Annotated in this window: 12 protein-coding genes; 6 read left to right on the forward strand and 6 right to left on the reverse strand. The window is 75.6% G+C overall.

Features of this window, described 5'->3' with window-relative positions; translation table 11 throughout:
• The 3 genes from OF850_RS15275 to OF850_RS15285 all read right to left on the reverse strand — a co-directional run.
• Positions 1 to 2343, reverse strand: a 2343-nt coding sequence (locus tag OF850_RS15275) for an AAA family ATPase (protein ID WP_301591141.1), incomplete at its 3' end; no start/stop codon positions are given.
• On the reverse strand, positions 2340 to 2939 hold the full coding sequence (locus OF850_RS15280; RefSeq protein ID WP_301591142.1) for a DsbA family protein: 600 nt from the start codon (positions 2937 to 2939) through the stop codon (positions 2340 to 2342). The genes OF850_RS15275 and OF850_RS15280, both read right to left, overlap by 4 nt.
• 56 nt (positions 2940 to 2995) lie before the next feature.
• Positions 2996 to 3550 (reverse strand): DUF721 domain-containing protein, encoded by a 555-nt coding sequence (locus OF850_RS15285; RefSeq protein ID WP_301591143.1) that lies wholly within the window; start codon positions 3548 to 3550, stop codon positions 2996 to 2998.
• Here OF850_RS15285 and OF850_RS15290 point away from each other — a divergent pair.
• Positions 3549 to 4568: an A/G-specific adenine glycosylase gene (locus OF850_RS15290; protein ID WP_301591144.1), complete on the forward strand. Its 1020-nt coding sequence runs from the start codon at positions 3549 to 3551 to the stop codon at positions 4566 to 4568. The two genes, OF850_RS15285 and OF850_RS15290, sit on opposite strands and share 2 nt — an antisense overlap.
• 3 nt (positions 4569 to 4571) lie before the next feature.
• Here OF850_RS15290 and OF850_RS15295 read toward each other — a convergent pair whose 3' ends face one another.
• Together OF850_RS15295 and OF850_RS15300 are read right to left on the reverse strand one after the other, a co-directional pair.
• Positions 4572 to 4946 (reverse strand): hypothetical protein, encoded by a 375-nt coding sequence (locus OF850_RS15295; RefSeq protein WP_301591146.1) that lies wholly within the window; start codon positions 4944 to 4946, stop codon positions 4572 to 4574.
• 24 nt (positions 4947 to 4970) lie between these two features.
• On the reverse strand, positions 4971 to 5501 hold the full coding sequence (locus tag OF850_RS15300) for a gamma-glutamylcyclotransferase (RefSeq protein ID WP_301591147.1): 531 nt from the start codon (positions 5499 to 5501) through the stop codon (positions 4971 to 4973).
• Positions 5502 to 5544: 43 nt separating this feature from the next.
• On the opposite strand from OF850_RS15300, the gene OF850_RS15305 reads away from it, so the two are divergent.
• From OF850_RS15305 to OF850_RS15325, 5 genes are all read left to right on the forward strand, one after another.
• A complete protein-coding gene (locus tag OF850_RS15305; RefSeq protein ID WP_301591148.1) occupies positions 5545 to 6456 on the forward strand; it encodes a DUF2125 domain-containing protein in 912 nt (303 codons plus the stop codon).
• 97 nt (positions 6457 to 6553) lie between these two features.
• Positions 6554 to 7504, forward strand: coding sequence for a tripartite tricarboxylate transporter substrate binding protein (locus OF850_RS15310; RefSeq protein ID WP_301591149.1), 951 nt, complete (start codon positions 6554 to 6556; stop codon positions 7502 to 7504).
• Complete coding sequence (locus OF850_RS15315) at positions 7504 to 8301, forward strand: SDR family NAD(P)-dependent oxidoreductase (protein WP_301591150.1); 798 nt, start codon at positions 7504 to 7506, stop codon at positions 8299 to 8301. The genes OF850_RS15310 and OF850_RS15315 overlap by 1 nt, the downstream gene beginning before the upstream one ends.
• A 31-nt stretch (positions 8302 to 8332) precedes the next feature.
• On the forward strand, positions 8333 to 10885 hold the full coding sequence (locus tag OF850_RS23725) for a glycosyltransferase family 4 protein (protein ID WP_301591151.1): 2553 nt from the start codon (positions 8333 to 8335) through the stop codon (positions 10883 to 10885).
• A gap of 3 nt (positions 10886 to 10888) precedes the next feature.
• A complete protein-coding gene (locus OF850_RS15325; RefSeq protein WP_301591152.1) occupies positions 10889 to 13600 on the forward strand; it encodes a glycosyltransferase in 2712 nt (903 codons plus the stop codon).
• Here OF850_RS15325 and OF850_RS15330 read toward each other — a convergent pair.
• Positions 13575 to 18614, reverse strand: a complete 5040-nt coding sequence (locus OF850_RS15330; RefSeq protein ID WP_301591153.1) for an alpha-2-macroglobulin family protein — start codon at positions 18612 to 18614, stop codon at positions 13575 to 13577. The genes OF850_RS15325 and OF850_RS15330 overlap by 26 nt on opposite strands.
• Positions 18615 to 18791: the final 177 nt, after the last annotated feature.

Consider the following 18791-nt stretch of genomic DNA (forward strand, 5'->3'; position numbering starts at 1 on the left):
ATCGGCCTCGCGCAGCGCCTCGGCCTCGCGGGACGCCGCCTCAGCGCGGCGGGATTCGGCCCCCTCAGCCTCGGGCGCGGCGGCCGCGCGGCGGGCTTCGGCCTGGCGCAGACGGGTCAGGGCCTGGAGCCGCGCGGCGCCGGAGGCCGCGGCGCCCGGCGCCAACACGAACCCGTCCCAGCGCCACAGCGCCCCGTCGCGCGACACTAGTGCCTGTCCCGGGCGCAGCGCGGCCTGCGTGGCGGCCCCGTCCTCCACCAGTCCGATCTGGCCCAGGGCGCGCGACAATTCCGGCGGGGCTTCCACCAGCGCCGCCAAGGGCTGTGCGCCCGGCGGCAAGGGCGGCGCGTCCTCCAGCGGCGGCAGGGCGCGCCAGAAGCGGTTGCCCTGACCCCGCCCGCCTTCCAGCCCCTCGCCCAGCGCCGCGCCCAGGGCAGCTTCCAGCCCCGCAGGGACCGAAAGGGTGCGGGCGATCGGCTCGGCCTCGCTGCCGCCCTGCGTGGCGGCGCGCAGCCCCTCGCACTCGGCGGCGAGGCGCGACAGGACGGCGCGGGCGGCCTCCGCCGCTTCCCGCGCCGCGCGCGATTCCCTGGCCGCCGCATCCCTTGCCGCCTCGGCGGCGGCGAGGCGGGCTTCCGCTTCCGCCCTCGCCTCGGCCGCCAGCGCGGCGTCGCGCTCGGCGGGTTCGGGCGGCTCGGCGACGGGCAGGCGCGCAGCCTCGGCCTCCAGAGCGCGGGCACGGGCTTCCAGGGCGGAGCGGCGCTGCGTGGCGGCTGCACGGGCACGCTCGGCGGCGCCGCGCTCCGTCTCGGCGGCGCGGGCAAGGCGAAGGGCCTCGGCGGCGCGTTCCCCGGCCTCGGCGCGGCGGCGCTCCGCGGCTTCCAGCGCGGCGCGGCAGCGGGCGAGGGTTTCCTCTGCGGTGGCGGTGGCGGTGCTGGCCTCCTCCAGCGCCGCCTCGGGCACCGCATCGGCCTCGGCGCGCGACAGCGCAGCCTCGGCCTCCGCGCGGCGGGTCCGGGCGCGGGCGGCGCGGCTTTCGGCCAGACCCAGCTCTGCCGCGAGCGCATTGGCCTGGGCCGCGAGGGCGGCGGCGGCTTCCGTGCGTTCGTGCAGCCGCCCTTCGGCGGTGGCACTCGCCTCGGCGAGGCGCGCGGCCTCCGCTTCGGCCGCTTCCAGCCGCGCCGGCAGGGTGGCGAGGGCGCCGGCCAGTCCGGCCTCCTCGCGCTGCGCCCGCGTTCCGGCGGCGGCGGCATCCTGCTCCAGACGCGTCGCGTCGGCGGCATCCTCGCGCAGCGCGAGGAGGGCAACTTCCGCCTCCTCCAGCGCAAGGCGCGCGCGTTCCGCCTCGGCAGCCAAGCCCTCCGCCTCGACGCGGCGGCGTTCCAGCAGGGCGCGGGCCAAGCCTTCCTCCGCGCGCGGGTCGTGCAGCGCCGCCTCGGCCCGTTCGGCGGCGACGATGGCGGCGGCGGCTTCGATTTCCGCGCGGCGCAGGGTCGCTTCCCGCTCCGCCAGCGTAGTGCGGGCGGATTCCAGTGCCGCCTCGGCGCGTGCGACCAGCAGGGCGAACCACTCCGCTTCCGCGTTGCGGACCAAGTCGTTCAGGTTGCGGTAGCGCGCGGCCTGCCGCGCCTGCTTGCGCAGCGAATCCCCCTGCTGCGCCAGCTGCGCCAGCAGGTCCTCCGAACGGCCCAGATTCGCCTCGGCCTGGCGCAGCTTCAGCTCCGCCTCGTGGCGGCGGGCGCGCAGCCCGGCGATGCCGGCCGCTTCCTCCAGCACGCTGCGCCGCTCCTCGGGCTTGGCGCCGATCAGCGCCGCGACGCGGCCCTGCGACACCATGCCGGAGGAGCGGGGACCGGAGGCGAGATCCGCGAACATGGTCAGGACATCACGCGCCCGCACCTCCCGCCCATTGACCCGGTAGGCGGAGCCGGAGCCGCGCTCGATGCGGCGGATCACCTCCAGCTGCGGCGCCTTGTCGTGCGGGGCCGGGCCGACGCCCTCCGCATCCTCCAGGCTCAGCGTCACCTCGGCGAGGTTGCGCGCCGGGCGGGTGGCGGTGCCGGCGAAGATGACGTCGTCCATCTCGCCGCCGCGGAGCGACCGGGCGCTGCTCTCGCCCATGGCCCAGCGCAGCGCCTCGACCACGTTGCTCTTGCCGCAGCCATTGGGACCGACCACCCCCGTCAGCCCCGGCAGCACCGGCACCTGCACAGGCTCCGCGAAGGACTTGAAGCCGGCGATGCGCAGTCCGGTGAGGGTGGCGGAAAGACGGCGGCGCTCGGCCTCCGCCTCCGTTTCGCCCTCCTCCGGAACCGGCGCGGGGTGGACCGTTCCTTCGGTCACGCGCGCGGGGCGTCCTGCACGGCCTGCTGGAAGCGGGCGAAGTCGAGCCCACCGGTATGTAGGCGCGAGTTGAACAGGAAGGACGGCGTGGCGGTGATGTTGTGGCGGCGCACCGCCTCCTGCCGCCCCTCGAACACCGCGCGGCGCAGCGCCTCGTCCCCCACGGCCTTGTCGAAATCGGGGCGCGACATCCCGGCCATGGCGGCGAGGCGCGCCAGTTCCTCCAGCTGCCGCCCCTCGGCATAGGCCCAGCGGTTCTGGATCTGGAACAGGATAGTGATGAAGCCCTCGTAGCGCTCCGCCGGCAGGGAACGGGCGACGCAGGCGGCGGCGAGGGCGACGCCGTCCAGCGGGAAGTCGCGCCAGACGAGGCGCACGCGGCCCGTCTCGACCAGCTTGCTCTTCACCTCGGGCCAGACGGTGTTGTGGAAGGTCGCGCAGTGGCCGCAGGTCAAGGAGAAGAATTCCTGCACCACCACGGGGGCATCGGCGCGCCCCGCCTCACGGACGGCGAGGCGCGGGTCCCCCTGGGCGAAAGCGGGGGCGGCCGGGACGGCAAGGGCCAGGGCGGCAAGGGAACGGCGGGTGAGGGTCATCGGGGGCCTCCAATTCGGCGGAACATCTGGCGCAGGGGGCAGGGGCTGTCCAGCGATCAGGGGCGGCGGGCCAGGACGCCGCGCGCCAAGCGGGCCAGCGCCGCCTGGAGATCGCCTTCCGGAAGGTCGCGCACCGCCTGCGGAACCGGCCCGGGCTCGGGCCGCGCCGGTCGGGCGGGCGGGACGAGGCGCGGGGCGCGCTGCACGAAGGCCAGCTTGCGGATGGCGGAGCGGCCGAGGGCGGCGTTCAGCCGCTCCACGAGGACCGGGGCCATCAGCCCGATCTCCATTGCCGCCGGGCCGGTGCAAGCCAGGGTGAGCGTGCCGGCGGAAAGCCGCACCGGCTCGGCCATCGCGGCCAGGGCGGGGCCAGCCAGCTTCGGCCAGTCGGCTAGGATCTGCGCGGATTCCGGGGAGCGCTTGCGGAAGCTGGGCCGGGTGAGGCGCGGGATCAGCGCGCCCAGCTCTAGCGTGCGGAAGCTCCGCTCGGGAATGGGCGGCGCGAGGGGGATGCTGGCCCGCGCCGGGCGCACCGGCGCGCCGAGCGGCTTGAGGTCCTTGCTGAACACCCCCCTGGACGGGGCCGCGTCTTCCGTGTTGTCCCCAGCCATGGCGCGCGCCGAATCCCTCCTTCACTGGTATGACCGGCATCGCCGACGCCTGCCCTGGCGCGACGCGCCCGCCCCCGATCCATACCGCATATGGGTCAGCGAGGTCATGCTTCAGCAGACCACGGTGGCAGCGGTGGGGCCACGCTACGCCCGCTTCCTGGCGCGCTTCCCCGATGTGGGGAGGCTCGCGGCCGCAGATTGGGCCGAACTGGCGGAGGAATGGGCCGGGCTTGGCTACTATGCGCGGGCGCGCAACCTCCACGCCGCCGCCAAGGAGGTCGCCGCGAAGGGCTGGCCGGGCGACGCCGCCGGGTGGCGCGCCTTGCCGGGGGTGGGCGCCTACACCGCCGCCGCCGTTGCCGCCATCGCCCTGAATGAGGCGGTGGTGCCGGTAGATGGCAACGTGGAGCGGGTGCTGTCCCGCGTCTTCGCCATCGAGACCCCCCTGCCCCGCTCGCGGCCCGAGATCGGCCGGCACGCCGCGTCCTTCATGGAACAGGAGGCGGCGCGGGCGCGACCGGGCGACTTCGCCCAGGCGCTGTTCGACCTGGGCGCGACGATCTGCACCCCGCGCCGCCCCGCCTGCGCCCTGTGCCCCTGGCGGGAGGAGTGCGAGGCGTTCCGCCGGGGCATCCAGGACACGCTGCCGGTGAAGCCGCCCAAGGCGGCGCGCGGCGCGATCTTCGGCGTGCATTTCGCCCTTTTTGACCGCGAAGGGCGGGTCGGCCTGCTGCGGCGCCCCGAGGGCGGGCTGCTTGGCGGGATGCCCGCCCTGCCCGGCACGCCCTGGCGCGCCGAACCGTGGGAGGATGCGGAGGCTCTGCCCCACGCCCCCGCCCCGGCGCCCTGGCGCCCCTGCCCGGGCGAGGCGCGGCACGGCTTCACCCATCGCGACCTGTCCATGCGCCTGTTCCGCGCCGAGGCCGACTCGATGCCCGAGGGGCTGGAAGCGGTCTCGCTCGACCGCGCGGGGGCCATCCTGCCGGGGGCGATGCGGAAGCTGCTCGACCTGCTGTGACGGTCAGCCCGCCACGCGCCGCTCCACCCGGCGCAGCACGGCGCAAAGGCGGGAGAAGCCGAGCCAGAACGGGCCGTGTCCCGGCACCTGGTCGGCGTCGCGTCCCGCCAGAAGCGGCTCGCCCCGCCGCAGCAGGGTGAGGCGCGCTTCCATCCGGCCGCGCATGTTCTCCAGAAAGGCGTCGGAGGCGGAGAGATACTGCTGCAGCAGCTCGGCCACCGTTTCCGTCTCGGCGGAGGAACGGCCGGCGGCGGTGAAGCGCTTCAATCCGCGCGCCTCCGCGGCCATGGCGAGATGCAGCCGGTGCAGCTCGCCGAGGAGGCGGGCGCAGCGGGCGCGCGCCTCGCGGATTTCCTCGGGGTTCGGGGCGGCGTCCATGCCGCGAGGATGCGCCCCGCTATGTTAACCGGGACTTGCCGCCAGCCTTCTCGCGATGCCCTCCAGCCCCGCGTCGCGCAGCCCGAGGGCGCGCAGCTGTTCCAGCGTGTTCAGCAGGTAGTCGCGGTTGGAGCCGGCCTGCCCCATCCCGGCGCCGATCACCCGCGCCGCCGTGTCGGGGCAGGGGCGTGCATAGGCGGGGTGGGCGCGGTCGGCCACGTAGGTCACGGCGCGCAGCGTCGCGCCGGAGGCGAGGCGCACGGGCAGGAGGCGGCGGTGATACACCGTCTCGCCATGGGGGTTCTCCCGCTCGTCGAGATAGGCGAGCGTCGCGTCCGCGTGCTCCGGGGCGACGCGGAACACGACGCCGTGGCAGGAGCCGCCGCGGTCGAGCCCAAGCACGAGGCCCGGCCGTTCCGGCGTGCCGCGATACAGGCGCGACCACAGGCAGAAGCGGCGATGGAAGCCGCGCAGCAGCCCTGGCTCGCGCGAAACGAAGGGAAAGCCGGGCCGCCAGATCAGCGAGCCATAGGCGAAGACGTGCAATGGGGACATGCGGCGCTTTGCGAGGAAACCACGACGGTCTAACCCCAACCCCATGTCGAGAAAATGGCCGTTCCTGCTCCTCCTGTTCATCCTCCTGGGGGGCGGTGGGGCCTTTGCCTGGCAGGCGATGCTGGGCCGGATGGAGCGCGCGCTGGAAGCGTGGGCCGAGGCGCGCCGCGCCGAGGGCTGGCGCGTCGTCCATGATGCGCCGCGTCGCGGCCCCCTGCCCTGGCGGCCGGAAGTGACCCTGCCGGATTTCGAGGCCGCCTCGCCGCTCGGGCTGGGCGTTCGCGCCGAGCGGCTTTCCATTGCCGTGCTGCCCTGGGAGCCGCGGACCGCGCTGCTTTCGCCCGGCGGCGATGTGGCGCTTCGCGCGGGGGGCGACTGGTTCCCGCTGCGCACCGCCGATCTGGAAGGCCGCGCCGCGCTGGACGGCTCCGACCTGCTTTGGCTGGGGGAGGACGTGGCGCTGGGCACGGTGGAGGCGCGGCGCATCGCCCTGCGCTGGCGTGACCGCCACCTCACCGCGACCGCGGAGGGGGCGCGGAGCGGGCCGGTCCAGCTTGACCTCGTTTCCGCGCTGCTGCGCTCCGACGCGCCGCTTTCCTCGCCCGAGGCGTTTCGCGCCGCTGGCGGCCAGGTGCAGATCGTCCGGCTGGAAGCGCGGCGCGCCGAGGCCGCGCTCGAGGCGACGGGGAGCATCGCGCTGGACGCGGCCTTGCAGCCCGAAGGACGTGGCGGCCTCGTCCTGCTGAACCCGGCGGACGGCGTGCGCGTGCTGCGCGATGCCGGGATGCTGCCGCCGGCCGCCGCCGCCTCGCTCGCCATCGTGGCGCAGATCGGCGCGCGGGTGCCGGAGGGCGGCGGGGCGCCGCGCCTCGACCTGCCCTGGGAATTGCGCGGCGGGCGGCTTTCGGCGGCGCGCTTTCCTGTCGCCAGCGTCCCGCCGGTTTCCTGGCGCTGACACCCACCCCATGACAGGCGCCGCGCACGGTGCCTAAGCTGCCCTCCCAAAGGCGCCGGGTCGTGAAGCGCCGGCATCGCACAGGGAGGATCCATCCATGACAACCACGCGACGCGCCCTGCTGGCCCTGCCGCTCCTCGCGGCCCCGGCCCTCGCCCAGGGCTGGCGGCCCGAACGCCCGATCGAGATCGTGGTGGGCTTCGTCGCGGGCGGCGCGACCGACCTCGACGCCCGCCTCCTGGCGCGCTTCCTGGAGCCGCGGCTGGGCGTGCCCGTGGTGGTGCAGAACCGCCCCGGCGCGGGCGGCGAGGTGGCGCTGGCCGCCGTCGCGCGGGCGCGCCCGGACGGGCACGTCATCGGCACCACCAACATGCCCGGCCTGCTCACCATCCCGATCGAGCGGCAGGCGCAGTTCAAGCTGGACGATTTCGCGCCGGTGGCGAACGTGATCACCGACCCCTCCGCCGTGTCCGTCCCGACCGCGAGCCCGGTGCGCGACTTCGCCGGGCTTCTGGAACGGGCGCGGCGGGAGCCTGAATCCGTGTCCTTCGGCACGCCCGGCATCGGCACGGACGACCACCTGCTGATGTTCCTGCTGCAACGCGCGGCGGGGCTGCGCTTCAACCACGTGGGCTTCGCGGGCGACCCGCAGATCCGCACCGCGATGATGGCGGGGCAGATCCAGGCCTCGGGCCTCAACCTCGGCTACCTGCTGGCCAATCCTGAGGGGGTGCGGCTTCTCGCCCAGGCCGGGCCGCGCCGGTCCCGCTTCGCGCCTGACCTGCCGACCCTGCGCGAGCAGGGCCTGGCGGTCGAGATGGCGAGCGAGCGCGGCCTCGTCATGCCCGCCGCCACCCCGGCCCCGGCCCTGGCCCGCATCCGTGACGCGGTGGCCGAAACCATGGCCGATCCCGAATTCGCCCGCGCCGTCGAGCAGCGCTTCTGCGAGGTGAAGAACGAGGTGGGCGAGCCCTGGTTCGCGCGGCTGCGCGAGGAGGAGCGCGGCTGGCGGCGCTTCTGGTCCGAGACGCCGTGGAGGCAGGGCTGATGGGGCGTCTCGCGGGCAAGCGCGTCCTCATCCTCGGCGCCGGATCGGTGGGCGAGGGGATCGGCAACGGGCGCGCCATGGCGCTGCTCTTCGCGCGCGAAGGGGCGCAATGCGCCTGCGTGGACCTGCGCATCGAGGCGGCGGAGGAAACCACCGCGCTGATCGCGAAGGAGGGCGGGCAGGCCTTGGCGCTGTCCGCCGACGTCACGAAGGAGGAGGAGGTGCAGCGCGTCGTGGACGCGACGGTCGCCGCCTTCGGGCGCATCGACATCCTGGTGAACAACGTGGGCGGCTCCGTCCCCGGCGGGCCGGAGGAACTGACGCCCGAGGCGTGGCACGCGCAGTTCCACCACAACCTCCACTACGTCCACCTCTCGACGCGCGCCGTGCTGCCGCTGATGCGCGCGCAGGGCGGCGGCGCGATCGTGAACCTGTCCTCCGTCGCGGCGCTGCGGCACATCGGCACCGACCTGATGGCCTATGCCGCGTCCAAGTCCGGCGTGATGGCGCTGTCGCGCATGATCGCGGTGCGCTACGCGCCGCACGGAATCCGCTGCAACGTGGTGGTGCCAGGGCTGATGCACACGCCGCTGGTGGAGGCGCGCCTCGCCGGTCAGCGCACGGGCGGCGACGTGGCCGCCATCGTGGCGAAGCGCAACGCCCAGCCCGCCATGGGCCGCATGGGCGATGCGTGGGACGTGGCCTACGCCGCGCTGTTCCTCGCCTCCGACGAGGCGAAATACGTGACGGGAGCGGAGATCGTGGTGGATGGCGGGCTGACGCTGATGACGCGTTGAGACGGGGCGCCACCCGGCCTAGAACGGGCCGGTGATCCGCCTCCTCCAGAAACTCCTTGCCCCCCGGCGTGCGGCGCCAGCCGAGGCCCCATCGCCGGAGGAGACGCCCCAGACTCCTCCGCGCGACCTGGGCGACGCGGCGCGCGACCGGCGCGACTGGGCGGAGGCGGCGCGGCATTACCACGCGCATCTGGAGCGGGAGCCGAAGGATGCCGGCATCCTGGTCCAGCTCGGCCACATGCTGAAGGAAGACGGCGACCTGCTGGGCGCGGAATCCGTCTATCGCCGCGCCATGGCGATGCGCCCCGAGGACCACGACATCCCGCTGCAGCTCGGCCACGCGCTGAAGCTGCAGGGCCGGCTCGACGAGGCGCGCGAGGCCTATGGGCTGTCGGACGCGCTGGCTCCGGTGAACCATGCGGCGGTGGAACTGGAACGGATGGGCGAGCGCCCCGCCCGCCCCGTGCGGCGCGCCGGCCCGCGTCCCCTGCCTGGCCCAGACCTCGCGGCGCTGGAGGCGGAGTTCGCCGGCTCGCCGACCCGCCGCCGCTGGCACAGGCTGTGCGAGGCCGGGCGCATCGCCGAGGCGGAGGGCGAGCCCGGCCCGCCGCACCTGCTCGACGTGACGGACCTCCTGAACATGCTGCGCGCCACGGGCCGCGCGACGGGCATCCAGCGCGTGCAGATCGGCATCTGCGCCCACCTCCTGGCGGAGGAGCCGGAACGCTGGCGCTTCGTGGCGCTGGAGGCCCCGCTCGGCCCGATCTGGACCCTGGCGCCGGACGACCTCCGCGCCCTGCTGCGCTACGCGACCGCCGAGCCGCACGATCCCGGCCGCGCCCGCGCCCTGGTGGAAGCGGCGCTGGATGGCGGGCGCGCGACGCATCTCGCCTCCGCGCGCTCCTTCCTGACGCTGGGCGCCTTCTGGTTCCTCGCCGGGGCGACCGCGCTGCTGGACGGGCTGCGCACGCGCGGGCTGCGGCTCGGCATGATGGCCTATGACCTGATCCCGCTTTCCCATCCCGAGCACACGGATGCAGGGACGGTGGCCGGGTTCCGCCAGGCGCTGGACGAAGGCGCGCCGCGCTGGGATTTCGCGCTGGCGATTTCGGAGCATACGGCGGCGGGGATGCGCCGGGCCCTGGCCGAGCGCGGCGTGCCCGACGTGCCGGTCCGCGCCGTCCCGCTCGCGCATCGCTTCAGCGACGCGGCGGCGGAAGGCTGGCCCGCCGCCCTGGCCGATCTGCGCGAGAAGCCCTTCGTGCTCTGCGTGGGCACGATCGAAAGCCGCAAGAACCACCTGGCCCTGTTCCAGGCCTGGAAGCTCCTTCTGGAGGAAGGGATGGAACCGCCGCCCCTGGTTTGCGTCGGCCGTCCCGGCTGGCGCGTGGGCGACCTTCTGGCGCAGCTGGAGGCGACGGGGTTCCTCGGCGGGCGCATCCGGCTGCTGCACGGCATTTCCGATCCGGAACTGGCTTCGCTGTACCGCTCGGCCGCCTTTTCCGTTTTTCCTTCCTTCACCGAGGGCTGGGGCCTGCCGGTGGGCGAGTCGCTGGCACTGGGCACGCCCTGCCTCGCCAGCCACGAGGGCGCGACACCCGAGGCCGCTTCCGGCTTCGCCCCGCCGCTCGACCCCTACTCGCCGCGCGCCATCGCGGCTGCCGTGCGGTGCTGGACCGAAGACCCGGAGGAGCTGGCGCGGGAGCGGACGCGCATCGCCGAAGGCTTCCGCCCGCGCGACTGGGACGATGTGGGGCGCGACTTCCGCCGCGCCTTCGAGGAATGCTTGAACGAGGCTCCGCCCGGCACCCCGGCCGCTGCGCCCGCGCTGGCGGAAGGGGCTGATCTCGGCTTTCCCGCCCTGGCCGCCCTGCTCGGCCCCGGCTTCGAGCCGCCCTCCGGCGACGTGGCCTGGGTGGCGGGGCGCGCGGCGGCGCTGCGGATCTCGGCCCCGCCAGGACGCCTGGTGCTGAGCCTCGCGGCGCGGCCCTGGGCAGGGGACAACCGCGTGGCGCTGGACGACGCTCCTTCCCTGCCGCTTTCCGACGGGATGGCGCTGTCGCTCGACTGGCCGGGCGGCGAAGGCACCGTGCGGCTGCGCCTGTCCGGCCCGCTGGATGCCGCGCCCGACTCCGAAGATGCGCGTCCGGTCCGGATGGGGCTGCGCCGCCTCGCCCTGCTGCCGGAAGGGGCGCCGCGCCTCGCGCGCGGCCGGGCGGTGGCCCCGGGCGACGCGACGCTCTGGGCGGCCCTAGCGCCGGGGCGCGACACGCTGACCTTCCGTCCCGAGGCGCCGGTGGGCGAGCGCATCCACCTCCTGCTCGGCGTGGCGGGGGAGGAGGCGCCGCGCCGCCATTTCCTCCTGCCCGGGGAGGACGGGGTGGTGCGCCTGCCGCTCGATGGCGCGCGGCCCGTCTTCCTGGCCTGGGCGGCGGAATCCGACCTCGCCGGGCGCCTCGCGCTGCTGGAGGCGCATCCCGCCGCCCTGCCCCTCGCCGAGCGCATTGCCGCGCTGGAAGGGGCGGAGGACGCGCCCCTGCCGCCGGGCGAGGCCGGGCGCTGGGCACGCCGCCTCGCGGGCTGAGCGATGCGGTTGCTTCTTGATCTGCAAGGGGCGCAGGGCGCCTCGCGCCATGCCGGGCTGGGGCGCTACTCGCTGGAGCTGGCGCGGGCGATGGTTCGCGCCCCGCGCGGGCATGAGGTGCGCCTGCTGCTGAACACCGCCCTCGCCGAAAGCGCCGCCGCCCTGGCCGAGGAATTCGCCCCCACCCTGGGGCCGGGCAACATCCTGCGCTGGCGCGCGCCACGCGGCGCGGCGGCGGGACGTGACCCGCACCACCCGCTGCGTCGCGCCGCCGAGGCGCTGCGGGCCGAGGCCGTCCTCGGCGCGCGATGCGAGGTGCTGCATATCTCCTCCATCTTCGAGGGCTGGGACCGCGACGCGGTTTCGACTTGGCCAGCGGAATGGGAGCGTCCCGCAACCGCCGCCACGCTCTTTGACCTGATCCCGCTTTCCTTGCGCCCCCTCTACCTGGATGGCGCGTGGCGCGAGGCCGGTCTGCGCCCCTGGTACGCGCGCTGCGTGCAGGAAGCGTCGCGCTGCGACCGGCTGCTCTGCATCAGCGAGGCGACGCGCGAGGAGGCGCGGCGCTTCCTGCCGCAGGCGCCCGAGGCGCTGCCGGTGATCGGCGGCGGCGTTTCCCCCGGCTTCCGCCCGCCGGAGCGCCACGACCCTGGCCTGCCCGCGCGCTTCGGGCTGCGCCCCGGCTTCCTGCTGTTCATGGGCGCGGGGGACCTGCGCAAGAATGAACGCCTGCTGATCGGGGCCTATGCCGCCCTGCCCGAGGCGCTGCGGGCGCGCCACATGCTGGCGATCGGCCACACCAACCATGCGCATCTGCGCGCCCTCTTTGCCGAGGCGAGGCTGGGCGCGGGCGAGGCCGTCGCCCTGCCCTTCGTGCCGGACGAGGACCTGCCCGGCCTCTACGCCGCCTGCGCGCTTCTGGTCTTTCCCTCTCTCGCCGAGGGGTTCGGCCTGCCGGTGCTGGAGGCGATGGCCTGCGGCGCGCCCGTCATCGCCAGCCGCGCCGGCGCGCTGCCGGAGGTGATCACCCGCGCCGACGCGCTGTTCGACCCGCATGACGCAGCCGCGCTCACGGAAAGGCTACGCTTCTGGCTGGAGGACGATGCGACGCGCGCCGACCTCGCTTCTTATGGGCGCCGGCGCGCGGCCGAGTTTTCCTGGCACGGCGTGGCCGAACGCGCCTGGGACGCGCTGGAGGGGGTGGCGGCGCGCCCCGCGCCGAAGCGCCGCCGCTCCCTCGCACTGGTCTCGCCCTTCCCGCCCGCCGCCTCCGGCGTCGCGGACCACGCCGCCGAACTGGCCGAGGCGCTCTCCGCCCACTACGCCGTGACGCTGGTGGGCGCAGAGCCGCCGGACGACGCGCTGGAAGGCCGCTTCCCATTCGTGCCCGAAGCACGCCTGGCCGAGGAGACGCGGCGCTTCGACCGGGTGCTGGTGCAGATGGGCAACAACCCGCTCCACGCCGGGGCGCTGCTGCACGTGCTGCCGCGCGTGCCGGCGGTGGTGACGCTGCACGATCCCGCGCTACCGGACCTCCAGGCCTGGATCGGCGGCACGGCGCGGCGCGTGGAGGCGGAAGGCTACCCCGCCCTGTTCGAGGAAGGCACCGGCGCGCTACCGGTGCTAGAACAGGCGCTGCGCGTCGTCGTCCATTCCGATCACGCCGCCCGGCTGCTGCGCGCCGCGCACGGCCGCGCGGCCACCTCCACCTTGCGGCGCATCCCACATCTGCGCGCGCGCTTCGACCCACCGGGGCGCGAGGCGGCGCGGGCGGCGCTGGGCCTCCCCGGATCGGACACGCTGGTGGTGAGCTTCGGCCTGGTGACGCGGCGCAAGCTTCCCGGGCTGCTGACCGAGGCGGTGTCGGGCATCCCTGGCGCGCGCCTCGTCTTCGCAGGCGAGGCGCTGCCCGGCGAGGCGCCTCCCGGCGCGGAGGTGACGGGCCGCCTGAGCCGCGAAGCATACCTGCTTTGGCTCGGCGCTGCCGACGTGGCGGTGCAGCTGCGCGGCGACAGCCGGGGGGAAACCTCCGGCGCGGCGATGGATGCGCTGATGGCCGGGCTGCCGCTTGTGGTGAACAGCGTCGGCTCCTTTGCCGAGTTGCCGCCCGAGGTGGCACTGATCCTGCCCGACCCGCCGGAGGCGGAGGTGCTGCGCGAGGCGATCCTACGCGCGCAAAGGGAGCCCGAACGGGGCCAGCGCGGGCGCGAATGGGCGCTGGAGGAACTCGCCCCCGCGCGCATCGCCGCGCTCTACGAGGCGGTGATCGAGGAGGCCTATGCCCGGCCCGGTCCGGAGGCGGCGCTGCGCCACATCCCGCTGCCGCGTCGCGTCGCCGGGGCGGCGGGCGAGGCGCTGGCCCTCGCCGCGCTGCGCACCGCCCCCGCCCCGCCGCGCCAGCCGCGGCTCTGGCTCGACATCGCCTTGCAGCCACGCGGCGAGTTGCTGGAGGCTTTGCGGCGCGGCGCGCCCGGCCGCCTGCCCGAGCCGTGCCGGCTGGAAGGTGGGCGCATCGTGTCCGCCCATCGCTGGGCCTTCGAAGCGCTGGGAATCGACGCGCCGCCGCCGGAGGAGGCCGAGGCCGTCCTCGGCCCCGGCGATGCGCTGATGAGCGCCGACCCCGCCCTGCGCCGCCTCGCCCTGGCGGAGGGCGTGGCGACGCCGGACTGGCCGGGAAGCGCCGCCCAACTCAGGGCGATGGCGCCCCCACCGTGATCCGCCCCACCGCCCCGCGCGCGAAGATCGCCGGGCGGTACATGTCGAACACCTCCGCCCCCGGCAGCTCGAAGCGCCCCGCCGTCGTCGCGCGCATCCGCACGGCCATGCGGAACTCGCGGCGATCGGGGGTGAAGGTGAAGGCGGCGGCGGCGCGGTCGTCCAGCGCGGGGACCGCGTCGGGTTCGGGCAGGTCGCCCAGGCTGGGAACGGGGCCCGGGCCCAGCCGCGCCACGATCTCCCACCCCGCCGGCAGCCCCTGCTGCAGCAGCGCGAGGTGGCGCTGCCCCGTCTCCGCCCGCGCCTCCAGCACCAGGAGAAAATCCTGGCCGCGCCGCAGCGTGTCCAGGTTCAGGGTCGTCGTGCCGTCGAGCGCGAGGAAGCGCCGCCGCACCGTGAAGCCGGCCCGTCCCGCCGGCAGCGGGTCGGCCGGGATGCCGCCCGTGGAGACCAGCACCGGCAGGGGCGCCTCGCCTGCGTTGCGAAGCTCGGCGGGGCCGGCCAGTTCCACGCGCCGCCCGGCCGGGGCGCCGTCCAGCGTCGCGCGGATCGGGCGCGCGTCGCGGCCCAGCGCGGCGGCCGCCAGCACCGCCCAGGCCGCTTCCTGGGTGGAGGCGAGCTCGGGCGTCAGTTCCGGACCCGGCAGCCGGTCCCGCGCGGCCGGCAGGTCCATCCCCGCCTCGCGCACCAGCACCAGCACAGCCAGGGCATCGCGCGCGGCGGAGCCGTAATCGTAGAGCCAGTCGCGCCGCGCGGGGGCGGCCAGGGCGGCGGCGAAGGCGCGTTCTGCCCGCTCGCGGTCCCCGGCGCGGGCGAAGGCGGCGCCCAGCTGCGCGCGGGCGATCGGCGTGGGCAGCCGGTCCAGCGCCTCCATCAGCCGCCGCGCCGCACCAAGGCGCGGCCGCCCGGCGAGGGACAGGGCGTGGAGCCGCGCCGCCTGCGCCGCGAACTCCTCCGGCGAGTCGGCGCTGGTTTCCTCCAGCAGGGTGGAGAGCGCATCCAGCGCCCCGTTCAGCGCCGCCTCGGGCACCGCCGCCCCGGCGGCGCGGGCGCGCAGCAGCGCTTCCGTCGCATAGGCGCCGGTCCAGTATTCCGGCTCGCCCTGGGCCGACCAGAGGCCGAAACTCCCGTCATAGCGCTGGCGCGACAGCACTGCCTCAACCGCGCCCTGCAAGGCAGGCTGCGGCGCCCCTTCCTGCGTCGCCGCCGCAAGGGCGAGGGCGCGCGAGGCCGATTGCTCCAGGCAGGCGAGAGGATAGGTGCTGAGGAAGCGCAGCATCCCCGCTGCGTCGAAGCGCACCGGCGTGCCGAGGAGCGCCCCGGCGCGCCAGGAGCCGGGAACGAAGCGCGCCACGGCTGGGGCGATGCGTCGCGTCTCGCCGGGCGCGACCTCCAGCGCGGCGACTTCCGTCACCGCGGCACGGGAGGAGCGCAGGGTGATCCGCGCCTCGCGCTCCGCCTGGAATCCGCCCGGCCCGCTGACGGCGAGGCGCAACACACCTTCCCCCGCCCCGGTGGCGCGCAGCGTGACGCCCGGCAGGGCACGCGCGCCCACGGCGAGGCGCGCCGAAAGCCGCGTGTCTCCGGCAAGGGCGAGCGGCCCTTCCGTTGTCACCTCCGCCACCACCTCGCCCTCCGGGCCTTCCAGGTTGTGCAGCAGCACCGGCACGGTCGCTTCGTCGCCCGGGGCCAGGAAGCGCGGCAGCACCGCCTCGGCCAGGATCGGGTCGCGCACGGTCATGGCGCGGCTGTCGGCGCCCAGCTTCGGGCCGGCCCAGGCCACGGCCATCAGCCGCAACTCCCCGGCGAAATCGGGCAGGTCGAGCGGGATGCGAACGACGCCGTCTGGTCCCGCCTCCACCACGCCGGAAAACAGCGCCACGGTGCGCTGCGGCACCTGGAGCGCACCGGGCGGGCCGAACTCGTCGCCGCCCTGGCGCAGCGCCGCCGCCTCGCCCTCCGGGGGCGCGATCAGCCGGCCGTAATCGTCGCGGATGTCGGTGCCCAGGGCCCGGCGCGCGGTGAAATGCGCCAGCGGGTCGGGCGAGCGGAAGCGCGTCAGCCGCAGGATGCCCTCATCCACGGCCGCGAGGGTAAGGCGCACCGGCCCCTCCGCGCCGGAAACGCGCACCGGAACCTCGATGCGCGTGCGCGGCCGGGCGCGCTCCGGCGCTTCCACCGCCACCTCCAGCCGCCGCGCTGCCGGGTCCAGCTGCAGCCATGCCAGGCCCAGGGCACGGGCGGGCGCGCCATTCGCGGCCGTGCCGGGGCGGAACACCGTCACCGCCACATGCGCCCCGGCGCCCCAGGCGGCGTCCACGGGGATCTCCACCTCCGCGCCGCCCGCCGTCACCTCCACCTCGCGCACGGAGACGAGGCGGTCGGTCAGCACGGCGACGGAGGCGATGCCGGCGAAGGGCGCCTCCAGGCGCAGCCGCGCCGTCGCGCCGGGCGCGTAGGCGGGGCGGTCGGCGGAAACATCCACCTTGTCCGGGACCTCGGCGCTTTCGCTCGCCACCCAGCCGGCGCGGAAGCGGAAGGAGGCGATGGCGAGGCCGCCACGGTCCCGCGCCTCCAGCCGGTAGCGGCCGAAGGGGAGGCGCCGGCTGAAGCGCGCCGGCTCCGCGGTCGAGACGCGCAGCGTGGCGGAATCCACGGCCTCGTCGGTCCAGACCGTCTCGTAGCGGGGCGTGCCGCCGCGCAGCACGATGCGCCAATCCGGGCGTTCCCGCACCAGCCGGACGGCCAGCTCGCCCGCGACCGGCGTGCCGGCGGCATCGGTGAGGAGGAGGGAGAAGCCCGCCTCTGCATCCGCGTCCACCGCGCGCGGCCCCGCAATGCCGACGAGGCGCGCGGGCGCCGCCACCGGGATTTCCAGCGGCGCGGCCTGGCTGGCGCGGCCGCCCGGTTCCTCGAGCAGCACGGACAGGGTGGCGGAAAGCGGGCGGGTGGTGTCGGGCGCGCGGGGCAACGCGATCCCCACCGTCGCGCGGCCCTCCGCATCCGTCTCGCCGAGCTCCGGGGTCACGAGGTCGGGGGCGAATTCCTCCTCTTCCAGCCCGAAGGCGAAGCCCGGATGCCGGGCGAGGTCGCGCCGGGTCTGGAGGCGCAGCTCGGCCGAGCCCGGCAGGCCGGAGCCGGGCGCGCCATACAGGAAGCGCGCGGAAAGCGGCACGGCGAGCACCTGGCCGGGCACGAGCGGGCCGGGCGCCGGCCCCACTTCCACCGCCAGCCGCTCGGGCACGAAGGCATCCACGCGGAACGACACTTCGCCGACCGGTGGTAGGGCGGGGTCCGTCAGCGCCTCCAGCCGCCACTGGCCGGCGGGAGCGGCGTTGGGGATGGGGATGTCCCAGGCGGCGCCGTCCTGGACCACCTGCTCCGCCGCCACCTGCCCGTTGGGTCGGCGCAGCCGGAGGCGCAGCGGCAGGGCGGCGGGGGCGCCGGAGGCCTCGCGCAGCAGCGCCACGGCATGGACCGTTTCGCCGGGCCGGTAGATGCCGCGATCGGTGTAAAGGAAGGCGTCCAGCGGGCCGGGATGCGGCCGCCCCTCCGCGCCGCGGTCGGACAGGTCGAAGGCGGCGGCCGACAGGTCCAGCGGGACGAGTTCCTCCGCCGTTTCGGCATGAAGGGCCACGGGTGCCGTCCCGCCCTCGCCACGCAGCAACGGCGCGGCAAAGCGCGCGACGCCTTCCGCATCGGTGCGCGCCTCGGCCAGCACCTCGTTGGAACGCGCGAGCAGGGCGATGCGCACCCCCGGCTCGGCCCGCGCGCTGGACAGGCGCCGCGCCTGAACGGCCAGCCCCCCGGCGCCGCGCCACGCCGTCAGGCCGAGATCGGTGACGATCACCGCCTGCGCCGCCGTCACCGGCCGCGTGCCATCCGCCGAACGGGCCAGCAGGATGTAGAGGCCGGGCGCGTCCATGCCCTGGGGGAGCGGCAGGGCCAGGCGCTGCAGCTGGTTGGCCGGGCCGCGCGGGATCTCCACCGCGCCGGACCAGATCTCGCGGCCCCAATTCTCGGCCACGTTCTCGGCGGTCCAGGATTGCAGCTCCTGGCCCAGCTGCCAGTCGCGGCCCAGCGGCACCAGGGAGCGCTCGGTGACGCGCAGCACCTGCAGCCGCGCGGCGGAGACATTCATCACGCCCAGCGGCACCCGCGCCGCCTGCCCGCGCGGGAGCAGGAAGGCGCGGCTGTCAAAGGCGAGGCGCGGCAGGCGGTCCGGCATGCGGATCGTCACCGGCGTGTCGCGCAGGAGGCGCAGATCGTCCTCCCCCGGCAGGCCGGCGCGCAGGACGAGGCGGGTGGCCTGACCATGCGGCAGCCCGACGGCGCAGATCTGGTCTCCCTCGCGCGTCACGGCGAGGCCGGGCAGTGGCGGCTCGGCCCGCACCCAGTCGGCAGGGTTCCAGTCGGCACGGCGCGCGGGCGGGACGGTGAAGCCCAGGCAGGCTCGCGCCGGCTCGGCCTCCGGCTCCGTGTTCAGCCGGGTGACGAGGAGGCCAGCGGCGCGGCGCGCCTCGCGCAGCGCCTCGGCGTATTGGGGCATGCCGGGGGCGCGCTGCACGACGGCCTCCAGTGTTGCGATTCGCTGGATGTGGCGGTCCAGCCGCCCCAGCGCCTCGGCGATGACGAGCAGGGAGGGAATCTCCGCCTCCCCGGTCGGCACGGCGTGGAAGTTCTGCCAGGCAGCCAAAAGGGCACGCTCCGCCTCGGGCGGGCTGCGGCGAAGCTGGGCCCGTGCCAGGGCGAGCCATTGCGCGGGGGTCGCCTCGCCCAGCGCCACGCGCTCCTCCAGGACCGTGGCCAGGGCGGCGGGGTCGTTGCGGCGCTCGGCGGCGGCGATGCGCGACTCGGCCGCAGCGCGGGCCTGGGGCGTCCCCCCGGCGGGAAAGCGCCGTTCCAGCCCGCTGCGATAGGCCGCGCTGTCGCGGAACAGGCCCGGCAGGTCGAAGGCTCCGGCCGCGAGCGGCCAGAACAGGAGCAGCGCCAGCCACCACCGGAACAACCGCATCGCCTTTGTCCTCCCGCCCAATGGACAGAGCCTAGACTGGCGCGAGGCGGCGCGGGAGCATGTCTCGACGGCCGTGACGAAGAGTAACGTGGACGCCTTGTCATTTGGCAGGGCGGTGCTCAGAGTCTGGTATGCTCCCAGATGGGAGATGGCGTGCGAAGCCGCGCGCGCCCTTGG

The organism is Sabulicella glaciei (assembly GCF_026183895.1).
Taxonomy (GTDB): domain Bacteria; phylum Pseudomonadota; class Alphaproteobacteria; order Acetobacterales; family Acetobacteraceae; genus Roseococcus; species Roseococcus glaciei.